General features: G+C 59.7%; 25 protein-coding genes. 17 read left to right on the forward strand and 8 right to left on the reverse strand.

What is annotated here, in order from left to right; genetic code table 11:
- Positions 1–6: 6 nt before the first annotated feature.
- Entirely contained in the window at positions 7–1,143 is a 1,137-nt protein-coding gene (gene arnB, locus I6L35_RS07510; protein WP_216979921.1) for a UDP-4-amino-4-deoxy-L-arabinose aminotransferase, read from the reverse strand.
- A gap of 399 nt (positions 1,144–1,542) precedes the next feature.
- Here arnB and I6L35_RS07515 point away from each other — a divergent pair, with 399 nt between their 5' ends.
- On the forward strand, positions 1,543–2,910 hold the full coding sequence (locus I6L35_RS07515) for a UDP-glucose/GDP-mannose dehydrogenase family protein (RefSeq protein WP_216979922.1): 1,368 nt from the start codon (positions 1,543–1,545) through the stop codon (positions 2,908–2,910).
- Complete coding sequence (locus I6L35_RS07520) at positions 2,897–4,579, forward strand: glycosyltransferase family 39 protein (RefSeq protein ID WP_216979923.1); 1,683 nt, start codon at positions 2,897–2,899, stop codon at positions 4,577–4,579. The genes I6L35_RS07515 and I6L35_RS07520 overlap by 14 nt, the downstream gene beginning before the upstream one ends.
- A 290-nt stretch (positions 4,580–4,869) precedes the next feature.
- Here I6L35_RS07520 and I6L35_RS07525 read toward each other — a convergent pair whose 3' ends face one another.
- A complete protein-coding gene (locus I6L35_RS07525) occupies positions 4,870–5,625 on the reverse strand; it encodes an outer membrane protein assembly factor BamD (RefSeq protein ID WP_216979924.1) in 756 nt (251 codons plus the stop codon).
- Positions 5,626–5,742: 117 nt separating this feature from the next.
- Between I6L35_RS07525 and rluD the strand changes: the two genes are divergently transcribed.
- From rluD to clpB, 3 genes are all read left to right on the forward strand, one after another.
- Complete coding sequence (gene rluD / locus I6L35_RS07530) at positions 5,743–6,723, forward strand: 23S rRNA pseudouridine(1911/1915/1917) synthase RluD (RefSeq protein WP_139461818.1); 981 nt, start codon at positions 5,743–5,745, stop codon at positions 6,721–6,723.
- 146 nt (positions 6,724–6,869) lie between these two features.
- The gene (pgeF, locus tag I6L35_RS07535) at positions 6,870–7,607 is read left to right on the forward strand and encodes a peptidoglycan editing factor PgeF (protein WP_216979925.1); all 738 of its coding nucleotides are present in this window, start codon (positions 6,870–6,872) and stop codon (positions 7,605–7,607) included.
- A gap of 174 nt (positions 7,608–7,781) precedes the next feature.
- On the forward strand, positions 7,782–10,355 hold the full coding sequence (gene clpB, locus I6L35_RS07540; protein ID WP_216979926.1) for an ATP-dependent chaperone ClpB: 2,574 nt from the start codon (positions 7,782–7,784) through the stop codon (positions 10,353–10,355).
- Between the two features lie 285 nt (positions 10,356–10,640).
- On the opposite strand, the gene asnA is transcribed toward clpB, so the two are convergent.
- Complete coding sequence (gene asnA, locus I6L35_RS07545) at positions 10,641–11,633, reverse strand: aspartate--ammonia ligase (protein ID WP_058056217.1); 993 nt, start codon at positions 11,631–11,633, stop codon at positions 10,641–10,643.
- Positions 11,634–11,787: 154 nt separating this feature from the next.
- On the opposite strand from asnA, the gene asnC reads away from it, so the two are divergent.
- On the forward strand, positions 11,788–12,249 hold the full coding sequence (gene asnC, locus I6L35_RS07550) for a transcriptional regulator AsnC (RefSeq protein ID WP_216979927.1): 462 nt from the start codon (positions 11,788–11,790) through the stop codon (positions 12,247–12,249).
- Positions 12,250–12,257: 8 nt separating this feature from the next.
- On the opposite strand, the gene I6L35_RS07555 is transcribed toward asnC, so the two are convergent.
- A complete protein-coding gene (locus I6L35_RS07555; protein WP_216979928.1) occupies positions 12,258–13,022 on the reverse strand; it encodes an ABC transporter substrate-binding protein in 765 nt (254 codons plus the stop codon).
- Positions 13,023–13,109: 87 nt separating this feature from the next.
- On the opposite strand from I6L35_RS07555, the gene I6L35_RS07560 reads away from it, so the two are divergent.
- A complete protein-coding gene (locus tag I6L35_RS07560) occupies positions 13,110–13,646 on the forward strand; it encodes a DUF2301 domain-containing membrane protein (RefSeq protein ID WP_064338940.1) in 537 nt (178 codons plus the stop codon).
- Here I6L35_RS07560 and I6L35_RS07565 read toward each other — a convergent pair.
- Entirely contained in the window at positions 13,643–14,047 is a 405-nt protein-coding gene (locus I6L35_RS07565) for a CBS domain-containing protein (RefSeq protein ID WP_216979929.1), read from the reverse strand. The genes I6L35_RS07560 and I6L35_RS07565 overlap by 4 nt on opposite strands.
- Before the next feature lie 162 nt (positions 14,048–14,209).
- Between I6L35_RS07565 and I6L35_RS07570 the strand changes: the two genes are divergently transcribed.
- The gene (locus I6L35_RS07570; protein WP_216979930.1) at positions 14,210–14,914 is read left to right on the forward strand and encodes an SDR family oxidoreductase; all 705 of its coding nucleotides are present in this window, start codon (positions 14,210–14,212) and stop codon (positions 14,912–14,914) included.
- Here the strand turns inward: I6L35_RS07570 and I6L35_RS07575 are convergent.
- Complete coding sequence (locus tag I6L35_RS07575) at positions 14,840–15,415, reverse strand: 2-amino-4-hydroxy-6-hydroxymethyldihydropteridine diphosphokinase (protein ID WP_216979931.1); 576 nt, start codon at positions 15,413–15,415, stop codon at positions 14,840–14,842. The genes I6L35_RS07570 and I6L35_RS07575 overlap by 75 nt on opposite strands.
- 124 nt (positions 15,416–15,539) lie before the next feature.
- Between I6L35_RS07575 and I6L35_RS07580 the strand changes: the two genes are divergently transcribed.
- The 4 genes from I6L35_RS07580 to I6L35_RS07595 all read left to right on the forward strand — a co-directional run bounded on the left by I6L35_RS07580 (position 15,540) and on the right by I6L35_RS07595 (position 18,937).
- On the forward strand, positions 15,540–15,632 hold the full coding sequence (locus I6L35_RS07580) for a YnhF family membrane protein (RefSeq protein ID WP_005341891.1): 93 nt from the start codon (positions 15,540–15,542) through the stop codon (positions 15,630–15,632).
- 103 nt (positions 15,633–15,735) lie between these two features.
- Positions 15,736–17,145, forward strand: coding sequence for a HAMP domain-containing sensor histidine kinase (locus I6L35_RS07585; protein WP_216980254.1), 1,410 nt, complete (start codon positions 15,736–15,738; stop codon positions 17,143–17,145).
- Complete coding sequence (locus I6L35_RS07590) at positions 17,142–17,660, forward strand: hypothetical protein (RefSeq protein WP_216979932.1); 519 nt, start codon at positions 17,142–17,144, stop codon at positions 17,658–17,660. Before I6L35_RS07585 ends, I6L35_RS07590 begins: the two co-directional genes overlap by 4 nt.
- Positions 17,657–18,937 carry a sigma 54-interacting transcriptional regulator gene (locus tag I6L35_RS07595; protein WP_216979933.1) on the forward strand — a complete coding sequence of 427 codons (1,281 nt, stop codon included), beginning with the start codon at positions 17,657–17,659 and terminating at the stop codon, positions 18,935–18,937. The genes I6L35_RS07590 and I6L35_RS07595 overlap by 4 nt, the downstream gene beginning before the upstream one ends.
- 1 nt (position 18,938) lies before the next feature.
- On the opposite strand, the gene I6L35_RS07600 is transcribed toward I6L35_RS07595, so the two are convergent.
- Entirely contained in the window at positions 18,939–19,421 is a 483-nt protein-coding gene (locus I6L35_RS07600) for a DUF1097 domain-containing protein (RefSeq protein ID WP_005341883.1), read from the reverse strand.
- A gap of 368 nt (positions 19,422–19,789) precedes the next feature.
- On the opposite strand from I6L35_RS07600, the gene msrP reads away from it, so the two are divergent.
- Both msrP and msrQ read left to right on the forward strand, forming a co-directional pair.
- Positions 19,790–20,791 carry a protein-methionine-sulfoxide reductase catalytic subunit MsrP gene (gene msrP, locus I6L35_RS07605; RefSeq protein ID WP_216979934.1) on the forward strand — a complete coding sequence of 334 codons (1,002 nt, stop codon included), beginning with the start codon at positions 19,790–19,792 and terminating at the stop codon, positions 20,789–20,791.
- Positions 20,782–21,408, forward strand: a complete 627-nt coding sequence (msrQ, locus tag I6L35_RS07610) for a protein-methionine-sulfoxide reductase heme-binding subunit MsrQ (protein ID WP_216979935.1) — start codon at positions 20,782–20,784, stop codon at positions 21,406–21,408. Before msrP ends, msrQ begins: the two co-directional genes overlap by 10 nt.
- Here msrQ and I6L35_RS07615 read toward each other — a convergent pair.
- On the reverse strand, positions 21,405–21,653 hold the full coding sequence (locus I6L35_RS07615; RefSeq protein WP_139741270.1) for a PepSY domain-containing protein: 249 nt from the start codon (positions 21,651–21,653) through the stop codon (positions 21,405–21,407). The two genes, msrQ and I6L35_RS07615, sit on opposite strands and share 4 nt — an antisense overlap.
- A gap of 63 nt (positions 21,654–21,716) precedes the next feature.
- Between I6L35_RS07615 and I6L35_RS07620 the strand changes: the two genes are divergently transcribed.
- The 3 genes from I6L35_RS07620 to I6L35_RS07630 are packed head-to-tail and all read left to right on the forward strand — an operon-like array spanning position 21,717 to position 24,079.
- Positions 21,717–22,055, forward strand: a complete 339-nt coding sequence (locus I6L35_RS07620; protein ID WP_139741269.1) for a PepSY domain-containing protein — start codon at positions 21,717–21,719, stop codon at positions 22,053–22,055.
- 21 nt (positions 22,056–22,076) lie between these two features.
- Positions 22,077–22,733 carry a response regulator transcription factor gene (locus I6L35_RS07625; RefSeq protein WP_005341873.1) on the forward strand — a complete coding sequence of 219 codons (657 nt, stop codon included), beginning with the start codon at positions 22,077–22,079 and terminating at the stop codon, positions 22,731–22,733.
- The gene (locus I6L35_RS07630; protein ID WP_216952239.1) at positions 22,730–24,079 is read left to right on the forward strand and encodes a sensor histidine kinase; all 1,350 of its coding nucleotides are present in this window, start codon (positions 22,730–22,732) and stop codon (positions 24,077–24,079) included. Before I6L35_RS07625 ends, I6L35_RS07630 begins: the two co-directional genes overlap by 4 nt.
- Positions 24,080–24,083 lie beyond the last annotated feature (4 nt).

Below are 24,083 nucleotides of genomic sequence, written 5' to 3' on the forward strand. Positions count from 1 at the left end.
GTATTGTTACTCCAGTATGTCGGTCAGGGCTGCCACGACCCGATCCACGTCGGAGAGCGTCATGTCGGGGAAGAGGGGCAGGGTGCAGAGCCGTGACGAGTTCCACTCTGTGTTGGGTAGCGAAAGATCCGGATAGCGCTCCCGGTAGTACTTCTGGGTGTGTGCAGCGCGAAAATGCAGGCCACTACCGATGCCTCGCTCCTGTAGCGCCTGCATCAGCTGATCGCGATTGAGGCCGCACTGCTCGGGGTCGACCCGCACCATGAAGAGGTGCCAGGCATGCAGATGGGGGTAGGTGGGAATGGCAAGCGGTGCCAGCGGCAGGTTGGCCAGACGTTCATGGTAGCGAGACACCAGCTCGACCCGCTTGGCATTGAGCTCGGGCAGTCGGGCCAGCTGCACCAGAGCGATGGCGGCGTTGATGTCGGCCAGGTTGTATTTGAAGCCCGGCATCAGCACCTCCGCCTGCGGCTTGCGTCCCAGCGTCATGCGGTCGAAGGCATCGACCCCCAGGCCGTGGAATTTCAGCATGCGAGCCTTGTCGGCCAGCACCTGGTCATCGGTCACCAGCATGCCTCCCTCGGCACAGGTAAGATTTTTGATGGCGTGGAAGGAGAAGATGGCGGTGCCGGTTTCCCCGACCCAGCGCGCGCGATAGCGGGTGCCGACTGCATGGGCGGCATCTTCGATAACTGGAATATCGTGCTGGCGACCTAGGGCGAGGATGGGGTCGAGGTCGACCGGTGCCCCTGCGTAGTGGACCGGGATGATGGCCCGGGTGTTGGGGGTGATGAGCGGTTCTATCTGGTCGGCGCTGACCATCAGAGTATTCCTGTCCACATCGACAAAGACCGGGGTGGCCCCCAGCAGGGTGATGATGTTGATGGTGGAGACCCAGGTCTGGGAGGGGGTGATCACCTCGTCACCCGGGCCAATCCCCAGCGCCATCAGGGTGACATGCATGCCCGCGGTCGCGGAGCAGAGCGCGACCGCATGCTGGCAGCCAAAGGTCTCGCAGAAACGCTGCTCCAGCTCATGATTTTTCGGACCCGTGGTGATCCATCCCGATTGCAGCACCTCGCTGACGGCACGGATCTCGGCCTCGCCCATGGCAGGCTTTGAGAATGGCAGAAAGTCTTTCATACGACTCCGGTCTTAATGTCGCAAAAAATAAAATGACGATGAAAATCGGCATTACCGATTTTCACTGGAAATATGCCTGGGGAAAGTGTCGAGATTGCTCGATATATTTTGAAAGTAGCTGAATAACGAGTTTTTATTCAAGCGCACAGCAACACTTGGTAACAATTACTGCCGCTTTGGTGATGTAAGTTAATATGGAAATATCTCGTAACAAAAAATTGCTTGGTTTTGTTTTTGGTTGGTGTTTAGCCATTTGCCTAGGTTCACAACCAGAATTATCAGCTGTTGCTGAACGGGTTGGTTGTCGTTCAAATTGACACTGCTTGTTACAAATTGCCCATAGTGCAATTGGGTAAAGGATGTAAAGTTTCCATCATTACGCATTATGGGAAGGTTGTTATGAATATCACAGTATTTGGCAGTGGTTATGTTGGACTGGTACAGGCAATTGTATTGGCTGACGTGGGACATCAAGTTGTCTGTATCGATCTTGATGCAGATAAAATAAATAGATTATCCCATGGCGAATTACCAATATATGAGCCGGGACTGGATGTGTTATTACACCAGACATTGCAAAATGGCTCGCTGACATTCACCACGGATATTCCCATGGCGGTTACCCACGGTGACGTGCAATTTATCGCCGTCGGTACGCCTCCTGATGAGGATGGTTCGGCCGATCTGAGCGCCGTCAGGGCGGTGGCGAGATCGATTGCCCTGCATCGTTCAGATGAGGTGATCATCGTCAACAAATCCACCGTGCCGGTCGGTACGGCAGACAAGGTATTCCACTGGGTCATGGAGCAGCAGGCCGAGCTTGGCAAGCAGTTCGAGTTCGATGTGGTCTCCAATCCCGAGTTTCTCAAAGAGGGGGCGGCCGTCCGTGATTGCCAGCGTCCGGATCGCATCGTCATCGGCACCGGTAAGGAGCGCTCCAGAGCCGTCATGCGTGAGTTGTATGAGCCATTCAATCGCAATCACGACCGCATTCTGTTTATGGATGTTCGCAGTGCCGAGCTGACCAAGTATGCCGCCAACTGCATGCTGGCCACCAAGATCAGCTTTATCAACGAGATGGCTGGACTGGCCGAGCGGGTCGGTGCGGATATCGAGCTGGTGCGGCAGGGGATTGGTGCCGACCAGCGTATCGGCTACCAGTTTATCTATCCCGGTTGTGGTTATGGTGGATCCTGTTTCCCCAAGGATGTGAGGGCATTTCTGGCGACTGCAGCGGCCCTCGACTACGACACGCCGCTTATTCGTGCGGTGGAGCGGGTCAACGAGCGGCAGAAGTTCAAGCTCTTCGACACCCTGGCCTGCCACTTTCACGAGCAGGGCGAGTCGCTGGTAGGCAAGACCATTGCCATCTGGGGACTCGCCTTCAAGCCCAATACCGATGACATGCGCGAAGCGCCGAGTCGGGTGCTGATGGAGGCGCTGTGGCAGGAGGGGGCGCGGGTGCAGGCCTTCGATCCGGTGGCGATGAAGGAGGCCCAGCGTATCTATGGTTGCCAGCCCGAGCTGTCGCTGATGGGGACCAGGGAGGCGGCGCTGGCGGGGGCGGATGCGTTGGTCATCTGTACCGAGTGGAACGAGTTCAAGGCGCCCGATTTTGCCCAGATCAGGAAGATGCTGGCGCACCCCCTCATTGTCGATGGTCGCAATCTCTACGATCCGCTCAAGATGAAGGGGCTGGGTTTTTCCTACTATGCCATCGGGCGTGGGGAGACCATTGCAGAAGGGATGAGCCATGCAGAGTGCTGATATTTCGCAGCGCACTCTCTGCTGGATGTTGCTGCTGGTTGCACTGGTGCTGCTGTCTGGCCAGTTTGACCATCAGCTCTGGACGCCTGATGAACCTCGCGAAGCGGCTATTGCACTCGAGATGTATCGCAGTGGTGACTGGGTGGTACCAACCCTTGGCGGGCGCAGCTTTGTCGAGAAGCCACCACTCTTTTACATGGCCGCTCTGCCGTTTCTTGATGGGTTTGAATCCTGGCTGGGGGTGACCAATAGCCTGCGGTTGGCGGGCGTGGTCTGGGCGGCGGGTATGCTGCTTTTTACCGGCCTGCTGGCCTATCGCCTGCTTGGCAACAGGTCTGCGGCACTCTGGTCGGTCATCGCACTGGGCACCATGGAGGGATTTATTATCAACACGCACTGGATCAGAACGGACAGTGCGCTCGCCTTCTTTGTCATATTTACCCTCTGGGCATTTTCAGAATATTACCTTGCACGCCGTTGGTGGATGGCGATATTGGCTGGAATAGGGCTGGCGGGCTGTTTTATGGCAAAAGGTCCTATCGGGCCGCTGACAGTGTTTTTTGGCTGGTTCCCGCTATTCTTCTTCGCTGCAAGATGTGCCGCCATCGACAAAAAACTGCCAGGATTTATCTGGCAGCATCTGCTGATGCTGCTCTGTTTTATATTGCCAGTGGCAGCGTGGATTCGTGAATTAATTAATCATGTCGATGGCGATGCTTTATGGAATGAGTGGTTCTGGCAGAATCAGGTAGGCCGCCTGACAGGCACCTCGACCGAACTCGGCCATATCAAGAAAGGGGCCTATCTCTATTATTTATTGGGGATGGCTGAATATACCATCCCCTGGTTGCCATTCATTTTCTATTGGGGTTGGCAAACCATCAAACAGCGACGCTGGAGTCGTGAGAGGTTATTTCTGTTGTGCTGGGCAGTGGGCACCCTTTTGCTGTTAACCCTCTCATCCACCAAGCGCACCCTCTATCTTTTTCCGTTGTTGCCGGTATTTGCCATCATGCTGGGTCAGGTCAGCCTGAACTGGCCGGGATGGACGGCTCGCTATGGTCGGGGATGGCTCTGTTTCATGCTGCTGTTCTGTGTCGTGGTCATAGGGCTACCTCTGCTGGGCCCTTCACTACCGGTGGCCAGTCATGTTCCGGCAGACGTGCTACAGGTCGCCAGCAAGCTGGGGTGGCGTTATATCCCCGCCAGTATGCTCTTCGTGATTGCGCTGGCGCTGTTGTTGCGGCGCAAGGAGGTGCATGGCGCTACTCATGTTGCCAGCTCGGTGGCCATCATGTTTCTGCTCACCTTTACACTGGTTTACCCCTTGATCGATGCCGCCAAGGGAGTATCGGGAAAGATGGCCCGGTTGCTTGAGGGAATACCGCTCGAGAAGCGGGATCGCATCGCCGGCTGGCAATTGGGGGAGACGGAGCTTGGTCTGCTATCTGCCTATGAAGAGATGCGGGTAATGAATCTGGACAGGGAGAAAGTGAGGGATGTGGTTGCCTGTCGTGATGCCCGGTTTGATGCCGTGTTGGTCAATGGTACGGCCGGGGAGAGGGTCAAGCTGCTGGAGGGGATTCCCTATCAGTTGCTGGCCCAGACCGCTCTGCGCTCGGACAAAGGGCAACTACTGACTCTGGTGACAGGATTACAGTGCCATTAAGCCATCTATTCCCATTCAGGGGCACTGTATGAGGCAATATGGCCGTGTGGTGACGGTTCCGCTCTTCCCGGCCTGGCGTCGGGCTGACAGCGGGTTTGCAACCCTTGGTGATAAGCGAACTTCACGATGCGGCCATCTCGCAGGTGGCTAATGAATGGGATAGATGGGGTGTGAGGGGCCGCGACCGCTATGGGTTGCAGGAACTTCACCCAGCCGGATTGGTGGATTGCAAAGATAAAAAAACCGATGCCTTGGCATCGGTTTTTTTATTACCGGTTTATCCGTATCACTCAGCTACGGCCGAGGCGGTTCTCCGGGTAGTTCTTGGCCAGCACTTCGCGGGCATGCTTGGCCAGCTGCGGCATCTTCAGGGCGTCGTAAGACTCGACCATGATCTCCAGTGCCTTCTCGGTTTCGGCTGTGTCGGGGTAGGTCTCGACAATCAGCTTGGCCCGGTTGGCGGCCGCGACCAGTGCATCACGCTTCACGTAATACTCGGCCACGCTCAGGTCATATCGGGCCAGACGATTCTTCAGGCCAATCATGCGAGCGCGGGCATCGGCGGCATAGACGCTGTTGGGGTAGTTTTGCAGCAGGGTCTTGAAATCCTGGAATGCCTGACGGGCATAAGCCGGGTCTTTGTCGTCACGACCGATACCGAACAGGCTCTGGAAGAAGTTGTAATCCGCCGCCATGTTGGTCAGGCCGCGCATATAGAAGACGTAATCGATATTTTTATGCGCCGGATTGAGGCGGATAAAACGGTCGATATTGGCGATCGCCTGAGCGGTATCATCCTGCTTGTAGTAGGCATAGATGAGGTCAAGCTGCACCTGGTTGGAGTAGGCACCGAACGGGTAGCGAGAGTCCAAAGCCTCCAGCAATTCAGTGGCTTGCACGTAATTGCCAACGTCCAGTTTGAGGCGTGCTTTCTGGTACAGGGTCTCCGGCGGTTCGTCGGGTACCTTGGGTTTGGTGCTGGAACAGCCTGTGATCAAGGTAGCGACCAAGGCGAGCGACATCAGCAGGTGAGACTTCTTTCCCATCAACAACATCCGGTCCATTTCCACGAAATTGGCAAAGTATCCGTTATGCTTGGCTAAAAGAAAAGCTAGAATACCCGGATTATTTCGAATTGATACCCCCCGCTCAAGAGACCATACATGAGCCAGCATATTGAACTGACAGGCGAATTCCAGGATCACCAATTCGGGCAGCGACTCGACCAGGCCCTGGCCGAATTGTTTCCAGACTACTCCCGCACCCGCATCAAGGAGTGGATTTTACAGGACAGAGTGACCCTGGACGGTCAGGTTGCCAACACCCCGCGCGAGAAGATTCTGGCCGGGCAGCAGGTGCATGTGAATGTCGAGCTGGAAGATGATACCCGCTGGGATGCCCAGGATATCGAGCTCAACATCGTTTATGAAGATGAACACATTCTGGTGATCGACAAACCGGCCGGACTGGTGGTTCACCCGGGCGCAGGTACGCCGGATGGCACCATCCTCAACGCCCTGCTGCACCGCTACCCCGGCATTGCCGAGGTGCCTCGCGCCGGTATCGTGCACCGTCTGGATAAAGACACCACAGGATTGATGGTGGTTGCCAAAACCGTACCCGCCCAGACCCATCTGGTGGAAGCGTTGCAGGCGCGCCAGATCACCCGTGAGTACGAAGCGATCGCCATCGGTCACATGACCGCAGGTGGCACTGTTGATGCGCCCATCGGCCGTCACCCGACCCAGCGTACCCATATGGCCGTGGTGCCCAATGGCCGTCCTTCCGTCACCCACTACCGGGTTCACGAGAAGTTCCGCGGCCACACCCGTCTGCGTCTGCGGCTGGAAACCGGTCGTACCCACCAGATCCGTGTCCACATGGCGCACATCAAACACCCGCTGGTGGGCGACCCCGCTTACGGTGGCCGTCTGCGCCCGCTGCGCAACGCGACCCCCGAGCTGACCCTGGCACTGCGCAACTTCAACCGCCAGGCGTTGCATGCCACCATGCTGCAACTGGCTCACCCCATCACGGGTGAAGTGATGCAGTGGCACTCAGCTACACCGCAAGATATGGTGGAGCTGATGGAGGTGTTGCGCGCGGATACCCTCGCCAATCCGGATGAATTGGTCTGGAAATAGTGGTGAATCTGGCAGTGTTGCGACGACTTCTGCCGTAACCCGCCGATACAGCGCGTAGCACACAGAACCTTGAAACGGGGCGTCTTGACTGGTTGCAGCCAAGAGCCCCGTTTCCATTTGAACGATAGAGCGTGAAGGAGTGAGCAATGAAATGGATTGAACCCGACTGGCCGGCGCCAGCACGCGTCCGGGCGCTTTCGACCACCCGTGACGGTGGTGTCAGCGAAGGGGTCTTTGCCGGTCTCAATCTGGGCGCCCACGTAGGGGACGAACCGGCCAGGGTCGAGGCCAACCGGGTCCGGCTACAGCAGGTGGCCGCCATCCCGGGGCCCCTCAACTGGCTCAATCAGGTGCACGGCACTGTCGTTCATCCGGTCAGCAGCCATTATGAGCAGGCGCCGGATGCCGATGCCGCCTGCGCCCATGAGGCGGATCAGGCCTGCATCGTGATGACCGCCGACTGTCTGCCGGTACTGTTTTGCGATCGGGCCGGCACAGTGGTGGCTGCCGCTCACGCCGGTTGGCGCGGACTGAAAGATGGTGTGCTGGAGGCGAGCATCGCCGCCATGGGCTGCGAGCAGGGTGAGATCCTGGCTTGGCTTGGCCCGGCCATCGGCCCCACTGCCTTTGAAGTGGGTGGCGAGGTGCGCGAGGCCTTTATGGCGGAGCAGGCCGAGGCTGCTGCTGCGTTCGTCCCTTCGTCCAATGAGGGTAAATGGCTGGCGGATATCTACCAGCTGGCCAGGCTGCGCCTTGCCCGCGCCGGCGTCACCGCCGTCTATGGTGGCGAATACTGCACCTTCAGCGACAGCGAGCAGTTCTACTCTTATCGTCGCAACGGCCAGACCGGCCGGATGGCCTCCATCATCTGGTTGGCGTCCTGATGAAGCTCCCCGCCCTGCATCTGGCAAGGGCGGGGATCCTGCTCTCGCCCCCTCTTGCAGAAAAAATAACCAGCATCGCCCCTTGAAATAGCCCGTACGGGCCTCATCTTTCATCTCAGAAAGTTATGTTGTTTGCCGCGCAAGCGGCGTCTGCCTGTTTGAAGGGGGAGTGCAATGCGCCTCGATCGCCTTACCAGCAAATTCCAGATTGCTATTTCCGATGCCCAGTCTCTTGCGCTGGGTCGTGACCACCAATTCATCGAACCCGTTCATCTGATGACCGCCCTGGTCAATCAGGATGGCGGCTCCATCCGTCCGTTGCTCACTCTGACCGGGATGGATATCAATGCCCTGCGCTCGCGCCTTGGCGAGGAGCTGGATCGCCTACCGCGCGTCAGCGGTGTGGAAGGGGATGTACAGCTCTCCAACGGCCTCGGCCGCCTGCTCAACGTCTGTGACAAGCTGGCCCAGCAGCGCAAGGATCAGTTCATCTCCTCCGAACTGTTCGTGCTGGCGGCCCTCGACGAGAAGGGCACGCTGGGCGAGCTGCTGCGCGCTCAGGGGCTGACCAAAGAGAAACTCGAAGCGGCCATCGACAAGGTGCGTGGCGGCAAGAAGGTGGAGGATGCCAACGCCGAGGAGAACCGTCAGGCGCTGGAGAAGTACACCATCGATCTGACCGAGCGGGCCGAACTCGGCAAGCTCGACCCGGTTATCGGCCGGGATGACGAGATCCGCCGCACCATTCAGGTGCTGCAACGTCGTACCAAGAACAACCCGGTGCTGATCGGGGCACCCGGTGTCGGTAAAACCGCCATCGTCGAGGGGCTGGCCCAGCGCATCATCAACGGCGAGGTGCCGGAGGGGCTCAAGAACAAGCGGGTGCTGTCGCTGGACATGGGGGCGCTAGTGGCGGGGGCCAAGTATCGCGGTGAGTTCGAGGAGCGGCTCAAGGCCGTGCTGACCGATCTCGCCAAGGAGGAGGGCAACGTCATCCTCTTTATCGACGAGCTGCACACCATGGTCGGCGCCGGCAAGGGCGAAGGGGCAATGGACGCGGGCAACATGCTCAAACCTGCGCTGGCCCGTGGCGACCTGCACTGCGTCGGCGCCACCACCCTGGATGAGTACCGTCAGTACATCGAAAAAGATGCCGCGCTGGAGCGTCGCTTCCAGAAGGTGCTGGTGGAAGAGCCGAGCGTGGAGGACACCATCGCCATCCTGCGCGGCCTGAAAGAGCGTTACGAGCTGCACCACCATGTGCAGATCACCGACCCCGCGATTGTGGCGGCGGCCCAGCTGTCGCACCGCTACATTGCGGATCGTCAGTTGCCGGACAAGGCCATCGACCTTATCGACGAGGCGGCAGCCAGCATCCGGTTGCAGATCGACTCCAAGCCCGAGGCGCTCGATCGTCTCGAGCGGCGCATCATCCAGCTCAAGCTGGAGCAGCAGGCGCTGATGAAGGAGGACGATGACGCCAGCCGCAAGCGTCTGGAGCTGATCAATCAGGAGATTGGCGAAAAAGATCGGGAATACAACGAGCTGGACGAGGTATGGAAGGCCGAGAAGGCCGCCCTTGCCGGCACCCAGCATATCAAGGCTGCGCTGGAGCAGGCCCGTCAGGATCTCGATGTGGCGCGCCGCGCAGGCGACCTGGGTCGGATGTCCGAGCTGCAGTACGGCCGCATTCCGGAGCTGGAGAAACAGCTGGATCTCGCCACTCAGGCCGAGATGCAGGAGACCAGTCTGCTGCGCAACCGCGTTACCGACGTGGAGATTGCAGACGTCTTGGCCCGCTGGACCGGTATTCCGGTCGCCCGCATGTTGGAAGGGGAGCGCGACAAGCTGCTGCGGATGGAAGATCAGCTGCACAGCCGGGTGATTGGTCAGGAGGAGGCGGTCGATGCGGTCTCCAACGCCATTCGTCGCTCTCGTGCCGGTCTCTCCGATCCGAATCGCCCCATCGGCTCCTTCCTGTTCCTGGGGCCCACCGGGGTGGGCAAGACCGAGCTGTGCAAGGCGCTGGCGGAGTTCCTGTTCGATACCCAGGATGCCATGGTGCGGATCGATATGTCCGAGTTTATGGAGAAACACAGCGTGGCCCGTCTGGTGGGGGCGCCTCCCGGATACGTGGGTTATGAAGAGGGTGGTTATCTGACCGAGGCTGTGCGCCGTCGTCCCTACTCGGTGATCCTGCTGGACGAGGTGGAGAAGGCGCATCCGGATGTGTTCAACATCCTGTTGCAGGTGCTTGATGATGGCCGCCTGACCGATGGTCAGGGTCGGACCGTCGATTTCCGCAACTCGGTGGTGATCATGACCTCCAACCTCGGGTCGGATCTGATTCAGGAGCACCACTCCGAGAAGGATTACGACGAGATGAAGGCCATGCTGATGGATGTGCTGACCCGCAGTTTCCGGCCGGAGTTTATCAACCGGATCGACGAGACAGTGGTGTTCCACCCCCTCGGCGAGGAGCACATCAAGTCCATCGCCCGCATCCAGCTCAAGAGCCTGATGGGCCGTCTCGAGGCTCAGGGTTACGAGGTGGAGGTGAGCGAAGCGCTGCTCGAGAAGCTGGTCCACGCTGGGTTCGACCCCGTCTATGGGGCGCGGCCTCTCAAACGGGCGATCCAGCAGAAGGTGGAGAACCCGCTGGCGCAGGCGCTGCTCTCCGGTCGCATCGTTCCGGGCAAAAAACTGGTGCTGGGGGCCGACAGCAACGGCCTCACCATGACCCAGTAACTAGTCTCGCATCTATATTTGCAACGCCAGCCCTCGGGCTGGCGTTGTCGTATCTGGTGGCGGGGATTCGGGCGCAAAAAAACGGCAATCAGAAGATTGCCGGGAGGAATGTAGTGACGCGACCTGACGTGGGTTGAGCGGGTCGCAGGGGCAAGCCCCCGATTGCGAAGCAAGGCCGCTGCCGGTCTTGCCTCTTACAGCCTGCCGGGGATGCGCTCGCTCAACCCCGACGGCCACCTGCCTGTTGCCATGCCCGCGCGATGACGCCAGCATAGCCTTCATTCGTTACAGCATGCCTTGCACGGCGGCTTTCATCTCGGCCGGCCAGACACCAACCTGCACCTGACCAATATGCTCTTTTTGCAGCAGCAGCATGGCCAGACGGGATTGGCCGATGCCGCCGCCGATGGTCTGCGGCATCCGTGCGGCCAGCAGATCCTGATGCCAGTCATACTGCAGGCGATCCTCGTCGCCGGTGATGGCCAGCTGGCGGCGCAGCGCCTCGGCATCGACCCGGATCCCCATGGAGGAGATCTCGAAGCTGTCTTGCAGCACCGGGTTCCACACCAGAATGTCACCGTTCAGACCCGCCAGACCCAGCTCGTTGTGGCTGCTCCAGTCGTCGTAGTCCGGGGCGCGCACATCGTGGCGCTCACCGTGGGAGAGGGCACCGCCGATACCGATCAGGAACACGGCGCCCAGCTCTTTGGCGATGGCACGCTCGCGACCCTTGGCATCGAGGTCCGGGTAACGGGCCAGCAGCTCTTCGCTGTGCAGGAACTGGATCTCGGCTGGCAGGAAGGGGGTCAGCTCATGCTCGGCGCAGACTGCGCGCTCGGTGGCCTTGATGGCGGCCCAGATACCGCGCACGGTTTCCTGCAGATAGGCCAGATCGCGGCGCTCGCTCGGCATCACCTTCTCCCAGTCCCACTGATCCACGTAGACGGAGTGGATGGGGGTGAGCTTGTCTTCATCCGGACGCAGTGCCTTCATGTGGGTGTAGATCCCTTCGCCCGGGCCGAAGCCGAAGCGACCCAGGGTCTGACGCTTCCATTTGGCCAGTGAATGGACCACTTCGTAGCTGTGCTCCGGCAGGGTCTTCACTTTGACCTGCACTGCATTCTCATGGCCAGAGAGGTTGTCCTGAGTGCCATCACCGACACGGCTCAGAATGGGGGCTTGCACCTCCATCAGACCCAGTTGCTGGGCGAGTTGGCGGGAGAACATCTCTTTGACGAAGCTGATCTGCTGTTGGCTGCGAATGTAGTGCTGTTTCATGCTGAATTCCTGTTTCAAACCCCGTTGGATGTGGTGATTCTTCAACGGATTGCCAACCAAATTCAATATTCGATAATAAAAATAGGCTTTGTTTGTTTTTTTCTTCAAAATAAGGATGCTTTTAATGACGTATCGCTAACGGGAGGACAAAAAAATGCCGGAAAATTACCGGATCGATAATCTCGATCAAGCCATCCTCTCCGCTCTGATGGAGAATGCGCGTATTCCTTATGCCGAACTGGCGAAACAACTGGCAGTCAGCCCGGGCACCATCCATGTGCGGGTGGAGAAGATGAAACAGGCGGGGATCATCGAGGGGACACGGGTGCAGGTTAACCCCAAGAAGCTGGGTTACGACGTCTGCTGCTTTATCGGGATCAATCTGAAGAGTGCCAAGGATTACCCCTCGGCACTGGCCAAGCTGCAGGCGCTGGACGAAGTGGTGGAAGCCTACTACACCACGGGCCACTACAGCATCTTCATGAAGGTGATGACACGCTCCATCGACGAGCTGCAGATAGTGCTGATCAACAAGATCCAGACCATCGACGAGATCCAGTCCACTGAAACCCTGATTTCACTGCAAAACCCGATCCTGCGGGATGTGAAACCCTGACCCCTTGATCAGGGTTCGATATAGGGGATGGCGTACTTGTCGTAGAGGGCCTTGAGGCTGCCGTTTCGCTTCATGCGCAGCAGTTCGGCATCGTAGGCCGCCATCAGGGCGGGGGTCTGTGCATCTGCTCGTGCGCGGGCCCAGGTGTTGAAGTAGGGGCTGCTCTTGAGCGGTTTGGGCAGGTAATCGACCTTACCCGTCAGCCCCTCCTCCTTGATCTGGGTGAAGGCGGTGACCAGCGGCATGGGCACGGTATCGATCCGTCCGGCCAGCAGTTTACGCAGTTGCAGCTGGTTCATGGTGATCTCCTGAAACTGATAGGCCGGGTCGGTCATGGCCGCTGCCAGTTCAGGGGTATAGGAGAAATCCTTGGTCACGCCGATGCGCCAGGGTTTGAGATCGGCCAGCGTTTCGTAGCGGATCTTCATCAGGTCCGCCTTGCGTACAAAGAAGTGCCAGCTGTGGCGAAGATGGGCCTGTTGGGGATAGATGAGATAACTCTCCCGCTCCGCCTTGTAGGAGTGGGTCATCACCAGGTCGCAGGCGCCGGTTTCGGCATTGCGGGTGAGGCGGGCACCGGAGTCGGCCAGCTCGATCCGAAAGGGCGTCTCCAGCTTGTCGAATATGGCGGTGACGATATCGATATCAAGACCCTGGGGTTTCTGATCGGCATCGAGATACTTGAGCGGGGGCTCCATGGTGCCGCAGATCACCAGCTCTTTGGCGGGCAATCCGAGTGGAAACAGCAAACAAAACAGGGGGATCACACGCAAACTACGTCTCCTGAGCCCGTTTGAAGATATTCCAAGACCTGATTCCAGTATATTGGATGGCACCTGATCCGTTAGAAGCGACTGTTTATGGCAAATCCTGAAATCGAGAGCCCGCTGGACGGGATCGACAAGTTGACCGTCTCGCTCTACCGCCTTGGCTTGAGTGCAGCTGCCCTGTTGCTGCTTTGCCGCGGTGCGGCGCTGCTGAGCGGGATGGCACTGCTCCCGTCGGCACAATGGTTGATGTCGCTGGCAGTGGCAAGCGCAATCTGCGGCTTCTCGCTGCATATCTACGACAAGCGGATTCGCCTGATTCTGCAGGGATTTGGTTGGGGCGCGCTGGCCCTGGCTGCGGTAGGAGCGCCGGATGCGCTGGTGCTGGGAGCGGCCTTGGCGACCCTCTCCGGGCTGGCGTTCAAGGAGCAGTTTTGCTTCGCCATTCCCGGCATCAAGCTGGTGCCCGTATTGCTGCCGGCGTTATGGCTGCTGGAGTGGTTGCGGGTGGAGTGGGCCGCCGCACTGGTGGCGCTGGCCTGCGGGGCCCTGTTGACCTTGCTGGCGCTGGCCAAGTGGCGGATGCCCCTGCACTTCGATATCGGTGACAAGGGGCGTTACCAGATCTAGGTCTGCTGGCACACCTTCATCTGCTGGTTGAGGGCCTGCATCACCTGACGGCGGCTGATGATGCCGACCACCTTGCCCTGTTGCTGCACCGGGTAGATCTTGGGCTTGGCGTCAGCCATCTGGCGGGCCAGCTCCAGAATACTGTCATCCGGCCCGACCGAGAGGGGCGAACGGTTCATCAGATCCTCCACCCGGGTGCGGGTATCGCAGTGGTAGCTGCCGGTGAGCAGGCTGGGAATGCAATCTTGTTCGGAAAGAAAGCCGATCAGCCGTTTCTGCTCATCCAGCACCGGCAGGCCGCCAAGACCCGATTGATGCAGGCGATCCAGCGCCTCGGCCAGGCCGAGTCCGGCAGTCAGGGAGTGGGTCAGGCGACCCATGTGGTGGTGTACTTTCAGCATGGTGGTAACTCCGCAAGAGGGGGATGCCGCCACTATGACGCGGGTGGGTGGCCCGCGACCAATGGCTTGTGTCGCAGAGATTGATAGGCACCGGCCATCGGCGGTGATCCGCTGGCAGGCGGGCTTCGTTCATGCAAGACCATGAAAGGGAAAGGAGATCGTATGCGTGCATTGGTTACGGGCTGCGGCCGTCGACTCGGATTTTATCTCTGTGAACAGCTGGTGGCAGCGGGTTGGCAGGTGACGGGCAGCTATCGCAGCGAGCGGCCGGAGCTAGCCACGCTGGCAGCACTGGGGGTCGAACTGGTGCTGGCGGATTTTGGCCGGGAAGATGACGTTGGCAAGCTGATCGATGTGCTGGCTGCCCATCAGGATCTGGCGCTGGTGATCCACAACGCCTCGGCCTTCGAGCCGCAGGCAACTGATCCGGCGGCGCAACTGGCCCAATTCGAGCAGTTCTACCGGGTACACATGGCGGCCCCCTTCCAGCTAAACCGGGCGTTGGCCCCCCAGCTTGCCAGCAACCCCAACGCCAGCATCATTCACATCACCGATATCTATATCCATGCCCCGGCCCCCCGTTTTGCCAGCTATGTGGCGACCAAGGCGGGAGCCCATTCGCTGGCCATGAGCTTTGCCCGCGAGCTGGCGCCTGCGGTGCGGGTCAACACTATAGAGCCGGGGCCGATCCTGTTTCTCGACGAGCATGACGAGGCATGGCGCCAGCAGGTGTTGGCGAAAACACCGCTGGCGCGGGAGGGTGGACTTGAGCCCATCTGGCAGGCGGTGCAGTTACTGATGGGGAACAGTTATATGACGGGGGCCAGCATCAAGGTAGATGGCGGGCGGGCGCTGGCCACCCTCTGATAGGTTGCCGAGCACCAGCGGCCCCAGCCCGACCTGCCGAGTCAGCAAGCCTTTGCCGGGTTTGAGTTTGCCCGACGGGGCGGGGAGCGTCACTTGCAGCGCCACCTTGGGCTCATGCACCTCGCCATGGCCATAGAGCTCGGCCAGCAGCTCCGCCAGATAGGAATCGACCTCTGCCGAGGCAAAGTCACCGCTCCTGTTGCTGGCCAGAATATCGATGTCGAGCGGCCGATCGTGCACCTTGCAGAGTGGATCGCTGCGATCCCGGCCGTGAGCTACCTCAAGGGCGACAAAGTGCTGCTTGAGGCGGGCGGCATCGAGCGGGCTCTCCACCACCAGCAGGCAGTTGAGAAAGTCGTGGCAGGAGTGCATTCCCACCGGCTTGGTGCGGATCACCGAACTCAGCCGCAGGGGGCCGACGTTCACAAACAGCTCGGCCAGCGCGCGGCTGACATGGATGTGCGGGTCAATATTGGATCCAATGCTACACAGATAGAACATGCTCACCTTCCCGGGGTTGGGCTCATCTGAAATGTATACGCAGCTCACGGTTATCGGATTAACTATGGCTTAACATTGTCTTATCTATTGTGATCCGGCACTGATTGGCAGAAAGGAGGTTTGCATGAGTGTGGAGCTGAAATGGGCGCTGTTGACCGCTTCGGGTGCATTGGCGATGATCCTGACCATCTGTCTGGCCTCTGTCGCGTTAGCGTGAATCATCACAATCCAGATAATCCAAACCGGCCCGTTGGCCGGTTTTGTTTTTCGGGGCGCTGCGGCTATGCTGGCGCACCGGTGAGAAAGCAAGAGAAGAGATGATGACCAAGGTTCGCCCACGCTCCCTGCTGCAAGTGGTATTGATGGGATTCGTGCTGGTGCTGATGCCGCTGGGCGGGATGATCTGGCACAACAGTACTGCCCTTGCCCACCTCAGCCAGCTCACCAGTGACGAGATGGAGCGGGCGGTCAAGGATACCCGTCGCGCCACCCTGCTGACGGCGCAGGTTATCGACATTGAACGTACCTTGCGCCGCTTCGCGGTGCTGGGGGATCGCCGCAGCCTCACCAGCTATCAGCAGCAACTCGACGGGTATCGGGTATTGCTGGCAGAGCATCGCAACTCCATCTCCGACGGCCAGCTCTATAGCGGGCTCGACCAGGGGCTGGCCTGGCTCGACAGCTTGCAGGATGCCGCGCTGGCCCAGGCTGCGGTGGCGGGGGACAAGCTAGAGCTGTTTAACGATGCCAACAAGCAGCTCGAAATGGTTACCCGCAGCCGGGTTGATGAGCACATGGATCGGGTACGTCTCACCATCGCCGGATTGACCAGGGAGCTCTGGTGGGTGAGCGGTGCCGTGGCAGCCATCAGCTTGCTGCTGGTCTTTATCTTCACTTACCTCATCATCCACCCGGTACGACAGATTGAGTCGCGCATCTTGAGTCTGGGGGCGGGGGTGGAGCCCGATCCTCATCCGGTCGATGGCCCTGCCGAGCTGGTGTTGCTGGGGGAGAGGATCCTCTGGTTGCACGACAAACTCAAGGAGCTGGAGCAGCAGAAATACCAGTTCCTGCGCCATGTCTCCCACGAGCTCAAGACCCCGTTGGCAGTGCTGCGGGAAGGCTCGGATCTGCTCTGCGAGCAGTTGGTCGGGCCGTTGACGCCGGATCAGCTGGAGATCTGTCAGATGCTTGACGAGAGTAGCCGTCGTCTGCAGACCCTGATCGAGCGGTTGCTCGACTTTAATCGCCTCAGCCAGCAGGAAGCCTTCGAGCTGGAGTCCGTTCCCCTGCAGCCCATGCTGTCAGAACTCATCGTGGAATATCGGCTTGCATTGGAGTCCAAGCAGATCCGTGTACACTTGCCGACTGGGCAGGTTGCCCTGTGGGCGGAGCCCTACCGGTTGAGACTGATCCTCGATAACCTCTTCTCCAACGCTGTCAGTTACGGCGCCAGCGGGGGCAATATCTGGATCAGGGCAGGGCAGGATGAACAGACAAGCTGGCTGGAGGTAGCCAACGAGGGGCCAGAGATCCCCGCTGCCGATCAGCAACGTATTTTTGAACCCTTCGAACAAGGCAGTACAGTGCGACAAGGTGTATTGAAAGGCTCTGGTATGGGCCTCTCTATCGCACGGGAGTCTGCCCATAGTCTCGGAGGTGAGTTGGTTCTGGTGAAAGATGAACAGGCGGATGTCTGCTTCAGGTTGACGTTGAAAAGAGAACTATGAAGATACAGCGCGTATTTCCAGCCCTGATGATGGGGTTGCTCGCGGGTTGCTCCTTGCTGCCGCAGCAGGCACAGCGGGACTCCTCCGATATCGCTTTTGCCAAGCGGATGGAGTTTGCCAACAAGGAGATGCAGGTGCGTCTGCAATACTCCGACTGGCTGCTGGCCAGTCACCCCCAGCAACGGGTGCAGGAGCGTCAGCGTCTGAAAGGGGCCGACGATCTGGAGAGCCGGGTCAGTCTGGCCATGGTGGACTCCCACCCCGCCGAATCGGTGGCCAATCGCACCGCCGGTCTGGCGCGCCTGAAGCAGATGCTGCCCGAGCTGGGGCTCGATGCGCAGGCCTTTTTACGTAGCTGGATCGCCCTCGGCGAACAGCTGCTGGCCCGCGACAGCCGTCGCGATGACCAGAGCCAGGAGATCCAGCGGCTGCGTCGTCAGATCGAGCAGCTGACTGCCATTGACGACCAGCTCAACCAGCGCAAGCTGAATGAGAATCGTGAGGCTATACCATGAGCCGGATCCTGTTGGTGGATGACGACGTCAGCCTGCTCAAACTGATGAGCATGCGGCTGCGCAGTCAGGGTTATGAGGTGGATACCGCCGACAGTGCGGAGGGAGCCCTTGATCGGCTTCGTCAGCAGCGGGCCGATCTGGTGTTGAGCGATTTGCGGATGGGGGGGATGGATGGCCTTGCTCTATTCGAGCGGATCCAGGCCCAGTGGTTGGGGCTGCCGGTGATCATCATGACCGCCCACGGCACCATACCGGACGCTATTCAGGCCACCCGCTCCGGCGTCTTCAGCTTTTTGACCAAGCCCATTGACAAGGATGAGCTGCTGGCCACCATAGAGCATGCTCTCAGCCTGACCCGGCCGAAACAGCAGCAGGAGTGGCAGTCGTTGATCCTGACCCGCAACCCCCAGCTGGAACAGTTGCTGATTCAGGCCCACAGCATCGCCACTATGGAGGTCCCTGTGCTGATCATGGGGCCATCCGGTTCCGGCAAGGGGGCAATGGCACAGGCGTTGCACCAGGCCAGCCAGCGGCGCGACAAGCCGCTCTATACCATCAACTGCGCCGCCATTCCCTGGGCTTCCCTCGATCTACAACTGTTTGGTGAAGATGGCCAATCCGGTCTGTTCGAGCAGGCCAAGGGGGCGACCCTGTTTCTTGACGAGATTGGCAGCTTATCTGAATCCTTGCAGGCCAAGCTGCTGCAGGTGATGGAAGAGTATGGCCAGGGCACGCCTGAGGTACGGGTGCTCAGCTCCAGCCATCAGGATCTGGTCAAGGCGATGGAGGAGGGGCGCTTTCGGGACGATCTCTTTTACCGTCTTAACGTTGCCAACATCACTTTGCCCTCTCTCAGTGCCCGTAGTGAGGACATTCCGCTGCTTGCCAGACAGGCGCTGGATGATTATCGCTGCCGCCACAGCGACTGTGCGGCTATGGGCTTCTCACCGGAGGCGCTGGCGATGTTGGCCGCAGCCGCCTGGCCGGGTAATGTGCGTCAACTCTGCAACCTGGTGGAGCAACTCGCCAGCCTCTGTTGCAGTCCGGTGATCGGGGTCTCCATGGTGGAGTCCGCGTTGAGTGGTGGTGGCGGCGGCATCCCCTCGTTCAACGAGGCGCGGGCCGAATTCGAGAAGGAGTATCTGATCCGTTTGCTGCGCACCACCGAGGGCAATGTGACCCTGGCGGCCAACATGGCGGGCAGAAACCGTACCGATTTTTACAAACTATTGAATCGGCACGGTATCGAGGCAGCAAACTTCAAATCGAAGGGATAAATCAGGCGGGATCAATCGCTGCCGGAGCAGCATCGGCTTTTTGGGTTTTATGGGAGAGCCATAAGCCGCTTGCCTTCATCAGGTAACCGAACAAGGCGCCGATGATGAGGGAGGGGAGGATCAACCGCCACTCGCCAGCCGCCCCGAAGGTGGCACAGCAACCGGCAAAGGTGCCTGGAATGTAGCCGAGCCACTGCTGCTTGGCCTGCACGCACATCAGGGTTGCGACTACCCCCGTCATCACATAACCCGCCACACCCGCCCCCCACAGACTGTCACCATGGATCAGCAGCAGTGCCCACAGCATGCCGCTGGTGTTGCAGAAGATGGTCTGCAACAGCGCCTTGTAGCCACCGCTTGACGCGAAATAGCTGGTGCAGCCGAGAAAGCCGACCCAGGAGATAAGGCCGAACGCGACGGCAATCCAGCCCCAGACGGCGGAGAGAATTCCAGTGGTGATGGCGATGGCGATCAGTGGGCTCATGGGGCGACTCTTCAGTTGGCTTCGCAAAAGGGGCAGCCTACCTCCGGCAATCGGGCCGGCAAGCGGGGGCCGAATTGTGTGTGATCTACATCACTCTTTTCAACTCAGGAATACGCTTGCGCTCGCGAAAAAAATTCATTGGTGACCGGCCTGACACTCGACCATAGTTAGAGGCCCTGTCCTGCTCATGGAGTGAGTCTGATGGCGCCCAATGTGATCGTTCCCCTGTTGGTGTTCGTAGTCCTGTTTCTGGTCGGCAATATGGCCAAGGCGCTGCCTCTGCACCACATAATGTAATCTTGTGTGAAATAAAAATCTGCCGGGGCGGGTCTTATCCATAGTGCCTCACTCAGCCCTGGGAGTTTTTCATGTTGATCAAGCGTCGTACCGCCCACCCCCTCACCGAACAGGATGTCACCCCGGAAGCCGTCTATCAGGACCGCCGCCTCATTCTCAAGGGGCTGGGTCTGGGGGCGGCCACCCTGGCGTTTCCCACTCAGGCCGGAGTACTCGATCTGCTGCGCGGTAAAGAGGATGCTCCCCAATTAGCCACCCAGCCGCTCAACAGCAAGCCTGCGGAGCGCCCGGCCAATCTGGTGCTGACACCGGAAGAGAAGGCAACCAGTTACAACAACTTCTATGAGCTCGGCACCGACAAGTCCGACCCGGCTCGCAACGCACATTACCTCAAGCCCGAACCCTGGACCCTCAAGGTGGAGGGGGAGGTGGCCAAGCCCTTTACCCTAGATGTGTGGGATCTCATCAACAAGAGCGAGCTGGAGGAGCGGATCTACCGGCTACGCTGCGTTGAAGCCTGGTCCATGGTACTGCCCTGGAACGGCATCTCGCTGGCAGAGATCATCCGCCGCGCCGAGCCCACCAGTCGCGCCAAGTTTGTCGCCTTCGAGACCCTGTTTGACCCGAAACAGCTGCCGGGGCAGGCCTCCAGTCTGGGGGGCGGCATCGAGTATCCCTACGTGGAAGGTCTGCGTATCGACGAGGCGATGCACCCTCTCTCTTTCCTTGCGATGGGGCTCTACGGCAAGACCCTGCCCGCCCAGAATGGCGCGCCGATCCGGCTGGTAGTGCCGTGGAAGTACGGCTTCAAGAGCATCAAGAGCATCGTCTCGATCCGGCTGGTAGAGGAGATGCCTCCGACCACCTGGAACCTGCTGGCTCCTAACGAATATGGCTTCTACGCCAACGTCAACCCGCAGGTGGATCACCCGCGCTGGAGTCAGGCCAGCGAGCGCTTTATCGGCGAGGGTGGAGTGTTTGGCGCCAAGCGTCAGCCGACCCTGATGTTCAACGGCTATGGTGACGAAGTCGCCTCGCTCTATCAGGGGATGGATCTGCGCCAATGGTACTGAGATTGAAACCGGCCCATGTTAGCGGCTTGCGGGCGCTGGTGCATCTGGGCTCCCTCGGCTTCCTGCTTTGGCTGGTTTTTGCCATTCCGGCAGGTCTGCTGGGGGGCGATCCGGTGCCCGAGCTTATCCACTACCTCGGCAAGGGGGCGCTCAACCTGCTGCTGCTCACCCTGCTGGTGTCACCGCTGGCCAAGCGCTGGCGGCAGGGGCCGCTCATCAAGCTGCGCCGCCCCCTCGGGCTCTGGTGTTTTGCCTGGGCGTTGCTCCACTTCATGGCGTGGCTGGGGCTGGATCTGCAGTTTGACTGGGGCTTGATTGGCGGCGAGCTGGTCAAGCGCAGCTACATAGTGGTGGGGATGGTGGCCCTGCTGCTGCTGGCTGCCCTTAGTATCACCTCGCTGCCCGCATTGCAGCGCAGAATGGGCGCAGCATGGCAGAAGCTACACAACTGGGTTTATGCGGTAGCCCTGCTGGTGCCGGTGCACTACTGGTGGTCGCTCAAGAGCGGTTGGGGGGAGCCCCTCATCTACCTGCTGCTGGCCTGCGCTCTGCTTTGGCCGAGGCGGGAGAAGCTGCTGCGCCCCATGCGAGGACGCTGGAACGCAAAAGAGGCCTAATCGGCCTCTTGTTGTTTGATCTCGCCTGTGTAGGCATCAATGATGAGATATACCGTCTGATCCTGGCGATTGAGGGTTTTGACCTCGAATTTGTCCCCTTCCAGCTCCACTTCCCGAATGTCGTGATACCCTTGCGCCAGCAGGAGTTTGACCAGCCCGGCCATGTCGAGACGGCTCTGTGCCGCCCAGCTTGTGGCGCTCAACAGGCAAAGGATCAGCAGGAAACTGCGCGGGATCATATTCATTCCGGATTCATGGCTGGCAGACTATAAACGCCATTATGTTAGGTTTTTGGAGATGAATCATCCATGAATAGAGCGCTCCCTCTGCTCGGGTTATTGCTGCCGGTGCTGGCACAGGCGGTCACGCCTGATGAAGCCCAGCTGCAGCAAGCTGTCCATGAGGGACGGGTTCGGCCCTTCCATGAAATGATGGAGGTGGCGGCCAGGTTGCCGGTACGGGTGTTGCGGGTGGATCTGGGAGAAGAGGATGGTATCTGGCTCTATGAACTGCGCGTCATCGATCGGGAAAACAGCGTGATCAAGGTAGCCTATCGGGCCGACAACCTTGAGCTGGTGTGGGCCAAGGGCCACCACCTGGAGCGTCTGTTCGAACCGCCTGTCTCTCCGATCGAGGATGATGAATAACCCCAGAGTGGAAATCTGTTCATGCGAATTCTGATTGTTGAAGATGAAAAAATCCTGGCCGGCCAGCTGGCTGAGCAGTTGCGCCTCTCCGGCTTTGTCACCGACCTCTGCCATGATGGCAACGAGGCCGGTTTTCTCGGCGAGACCGAACCCTACGATGCCATCATTCTCGACCTCGGCCTGCCTGGACGCGATGGCCTGAGCGTGTTGAAGGAGTGGCGCAGCAAGGGGATCGATACGCCGGTGCTGGTGCTGACCGCCCGTGGCCAACTGCACGAGAAGATTGAGGGGCTAAACGCCGGTGCCGATGACTACCTCACCAAGCCGTTCCAGGTGGCCGAGTTGGTGGCGCGGGTCCATGCGCTGGTGCGACGGGCTGCCGGCAATGCCAGCTCCGTTCTGGAGATTGGCGGGGTGCGGCTCGATATGGCGGCCTCCCAGGTGTGGTACGAAGGGACCCCCATCAAGCTGACCGCCCACGAGTTCCGGGTGCTGGGTTATCTGATGCAGCACAGGGGCAAGGTGGTATCGCGCAGCGAGCTGATCGACCACATCTATGCCCAGGATTTCGATCGTGACTCCAACACCGTTGAGGTGTTCATCGGCCGGATCCGCAAGAAGACCCATCCAGACTTGATTGAGACAGTGCGTGGTCTCGGATACCGGATCAACGAATGAGGCTGGTCCGAACCCTGCGGGGGCGGCTGCTTGCCATTGCGCTGGTGTGGTGCGGGCTGTTCCTGTTCGCCACCGGCTTCAGCCTGCAGACCATGATGCGCAACTACTGGCAGGAGGCAGAGGCTGACGGCTTGCGCCTGCAACTCTACGATCTGCTCTCCCGGCTGGAGGTGGAGAAGAGTGGTCTGCCTGTGGTGATCGAACCGATGGCCGATCCCCGTTTCAGCCAACCTTACTCCGGCTACTACTGGCAGCTGGAACTGGGGGAAAATGTGGTGGGCCGCTCCCGATCCCTGTGGGACACCCATCTGGTGAGCCGTGGCCTCAAGTCTGCCTTTGGCGATCCTGACCTCTTTTTTGGCAAGGGCCCCAACAAGGAGCCGCTGCTGATCATGACCCGCACCGTGCTGTTGCCCGGTTCGGATCGGGTCTTTACCCTGGTGATGGCCAAGGACAGCAGCACCCTGATCCAGACCCTGAAGAAAACTCGCATCAGCCTGTTCCTCGGTCTCGGCTTTGCCGCCGCCGGTCTGGTGCTCGGCTTCATGTTCCAGATCGTCTATGGTTTGCGGCCGCTGCATCTGCTGCGCCGTGAACTGGGGCGGGTTCACGAGGGTCATCAGGAGGGATTCCGGCTGCGCTATCCGCTGGAGATCCAGCCGCTGGTTGAGGATATCAACCGGCTGCTGCACCACTACGGCGAGCTGCTGCAGCGTGCCCGTGCCCACACCGGCAATCTGGCTCACGCCCTCAAGACGCCGCTCAGCATCATGCGCAATCAGGTTGCCCAGTTGCCGCCGGAGGATCAGGCCGCCATCGGCGAGCAGCTCGACCAGATCCAGCGCCATATCGACTATCACCTCGGTAAGGCGCGGGTGACCGGCGCCGCCAAGATCCTCGGGGTGTCGACCCCGGTGCGGGCGCGGGTGGAGTATATCTGCCGCGCCTTCTCCCGCCTCTATCCGGGCAAGACGGTGGATCTGCAAGTGCCCGCCAATCTGGCGGTCGGGGTGGAGGAGCAGGACTTCGACGAGATGGTGGGCAATTTGCTGGAGAACGCCTTCAAATGGTCCGCCAGCGAGCTGCGTATCTCCAGCGCCGAGCTGGGGGGCTGGATCACCCTGCGTATCGAGGATGACGGCCCCGGCATGAGCGAGGATCAGATCGCCAAGGCGGTGCTGCGCGGGGTGCGGCTCGACGAGAAGGTGCCGGGTTCCGGTCTCGGTCTCAACATCGTCTCCGATCTGGCGGAAGCCTATCGCGGCAGCTTTATTATGGGCCGCGCCGAACTGGGCGGGCTGGCCGCCTCCCTCTCGTTGCCCAAGGTGGCAAGGGTCGAGAGCTAGGCAT

Origin of the sequence: Aeromonas sp. FDAARGOS 1405, from assembly GCF_019048265.1 — a bacterium.
Taxonomy (GTDB): domain Bacteria; phylum Pseudomonadota; class Gammaproteobacteria; order Enterobacterales; family Aeromonadaceae; genus Aeromonas; species Aeromonas veronii_A.

Bases quoted from the DNA above. Each gene is read 5' to 3' on its own strand.
- I6L35_RS07625 (WP_005341873.1), top strand. From the start codon at position 22,077: ATGCGAATTCTGATTGTTGAAGATGAAAAAATCCTGGCCGGCCAGCTG.
- msrP (WP_216979934.1), top strand. From the start codon at position 19,790: ATGTTGATCAAGCGTCGTACCGCCCACCCCCTCACCGAACAGGATGTC.
- msrQ (WP_216979935.1), top strand. From the start codon at position 20,782: ATGGTACTGAGATTGAAACCGGCCCATGTTAGCGGCTTGCGGGCGCTG.
- asnC (WP_216979927.1), top strand. From the start codon at position 11,788: ATGCCGGAAAATTACCGGATCGATAATCTCGATCAAGCCATCCTCTCC.
- I6L35_RS07585 (WP_216980254.1), top strand. From the start codon at position 15,736: ATGACCAAGGTTCGCCCACGCTCCCTGCTGCAAGTGGTATTGATGGGA.
- I6L35_RS07615 (WP_139741270.1), bottom strand. From the start codon at position 21,653: ATGAATATGATCCCGCGCAGTTTCCTGCTGATCCTTTGCCTGTTGAGC.
- I6L35_RS07590 (WP_216979932.1), top strand. From the start codon at position 17,142: ATGAAGATACAGCGCGTATTTCCAGCCCTGATGATGGGGTTGCTCGCG.
- I6L35_RS07560 (WP_064338940.1), top strand. From the start codon at position 13,110: ATGGCAAATCCTGAAATCGAGAGCCCGCTGGACGGGATCGACAAGTTG.
- asnA (WP_058056217.1), bottom strand. From the start codon at position 11,633: ATGAAACAGCACTACATTCGCAGCCAACAGCAGATCAGCTTCGTCAAA.
- I6L35_RS07630 (WP_216952239.1), top strand. From the start codon at position 22,730: ATGAGGCTGGTCCGAACCCTGCGGGGGCGGCTGCTTGCCATTGCGCTG.
- I6L35_RS07580 (WP_005341891.1), top strand. From the start codon at position 15,540: ATGAGTGTGGAGCTGAAATGGGCGCTGTTGACCGCTTCGGGTGCATTG.
- I6L35_RS07570 (WP_216979930.1), top strand. From the start codon at position 14,210: ATGCGTGCATTGGTTACGGGCTGCGGCCGTCGACTCGGATTTTATCTC.
- rluD (WP_139461818.1), top strand. From the start codon at position 5,743: ATGAGCCAGCATATTGAACTGACAGGCGAATTCCAGGATCACCAATTC.
- I6L35_RS07525 (WP_216979924.1), bottom strand. From the start codon at position 5,625: ATGGGAAAGAAGTCTCACCTGCTGATGTCGCTCGCCTTGGTCGCTACC.
- I6L35_RS07620 (WP_139741269.1), top strand. From the start codon at position 21,717: ATGAATAGAGCGCTCCCTCTGCTCGGGTTATTGCTGCCGGTGCTGGCA.
- I6L35_RS07520 (WP_216979923.1), top strand. From the start codon at position 2,897: ATGCAGAGTGCTGATATTTCGCAGCGCACTCTCTGCTGGATGTTGCTG.
- I6L35_RS07515 (WP_216979922.1), top strand. From the start codon at position 1,543: ATGAATATCACAGTATTTGGCAGTGGTTATGTTGGACTGGTACAGGCA.
- I6L35_RS07575 (WP_216979931.1), bottom strand. From the start codon at position 15,415: ATGTTCTATCTGTGTAGCATTGGATCCAATATTGACCCGCACATCCAT.
- I6L35_RS07600 (WP_005341883.1), bottom strand. From the start codon at position 19,421: ATGAGCCCACTGATCGCCATCGCCATCACCACTGGAATTCTCTCCGCC.
- I6L35_RS07595 (WP_216979933.1), top strand. From the start codon at position 17,657: ATGAGCCGGATCCTGTTGGTGGATGACGACGTCAGCCTGCTCAAACTG.
- I6L35_RS07565 (WP_216979929.1), bottom strand. From the start codon at position 14,047: ATGCTGAAAGTACACCACCACATGGGTCGCCTGACCCACTCCCTGACT.
- arnB (WP_216979921.1), bottom strand. From the start codon at position 1,143: ATGAAAGACTTTCTGCCATTCTCAAAGCCTGCCATGGGCGAGGCCGAG.
- pgeF (WP_216979925.1), top strand. From the start codon at position 6,870: ATGAAATGGATTGAACCCGACTGGCCGGCGCCAGCACGCGTCCGGGCG.
- clpB (WP_216979926.1), top strand. From the start codon at position 7,782: ATGCGCCTCGATCGCCTTACCAGCAAATTCCAGATTGCTATTTCCGAT.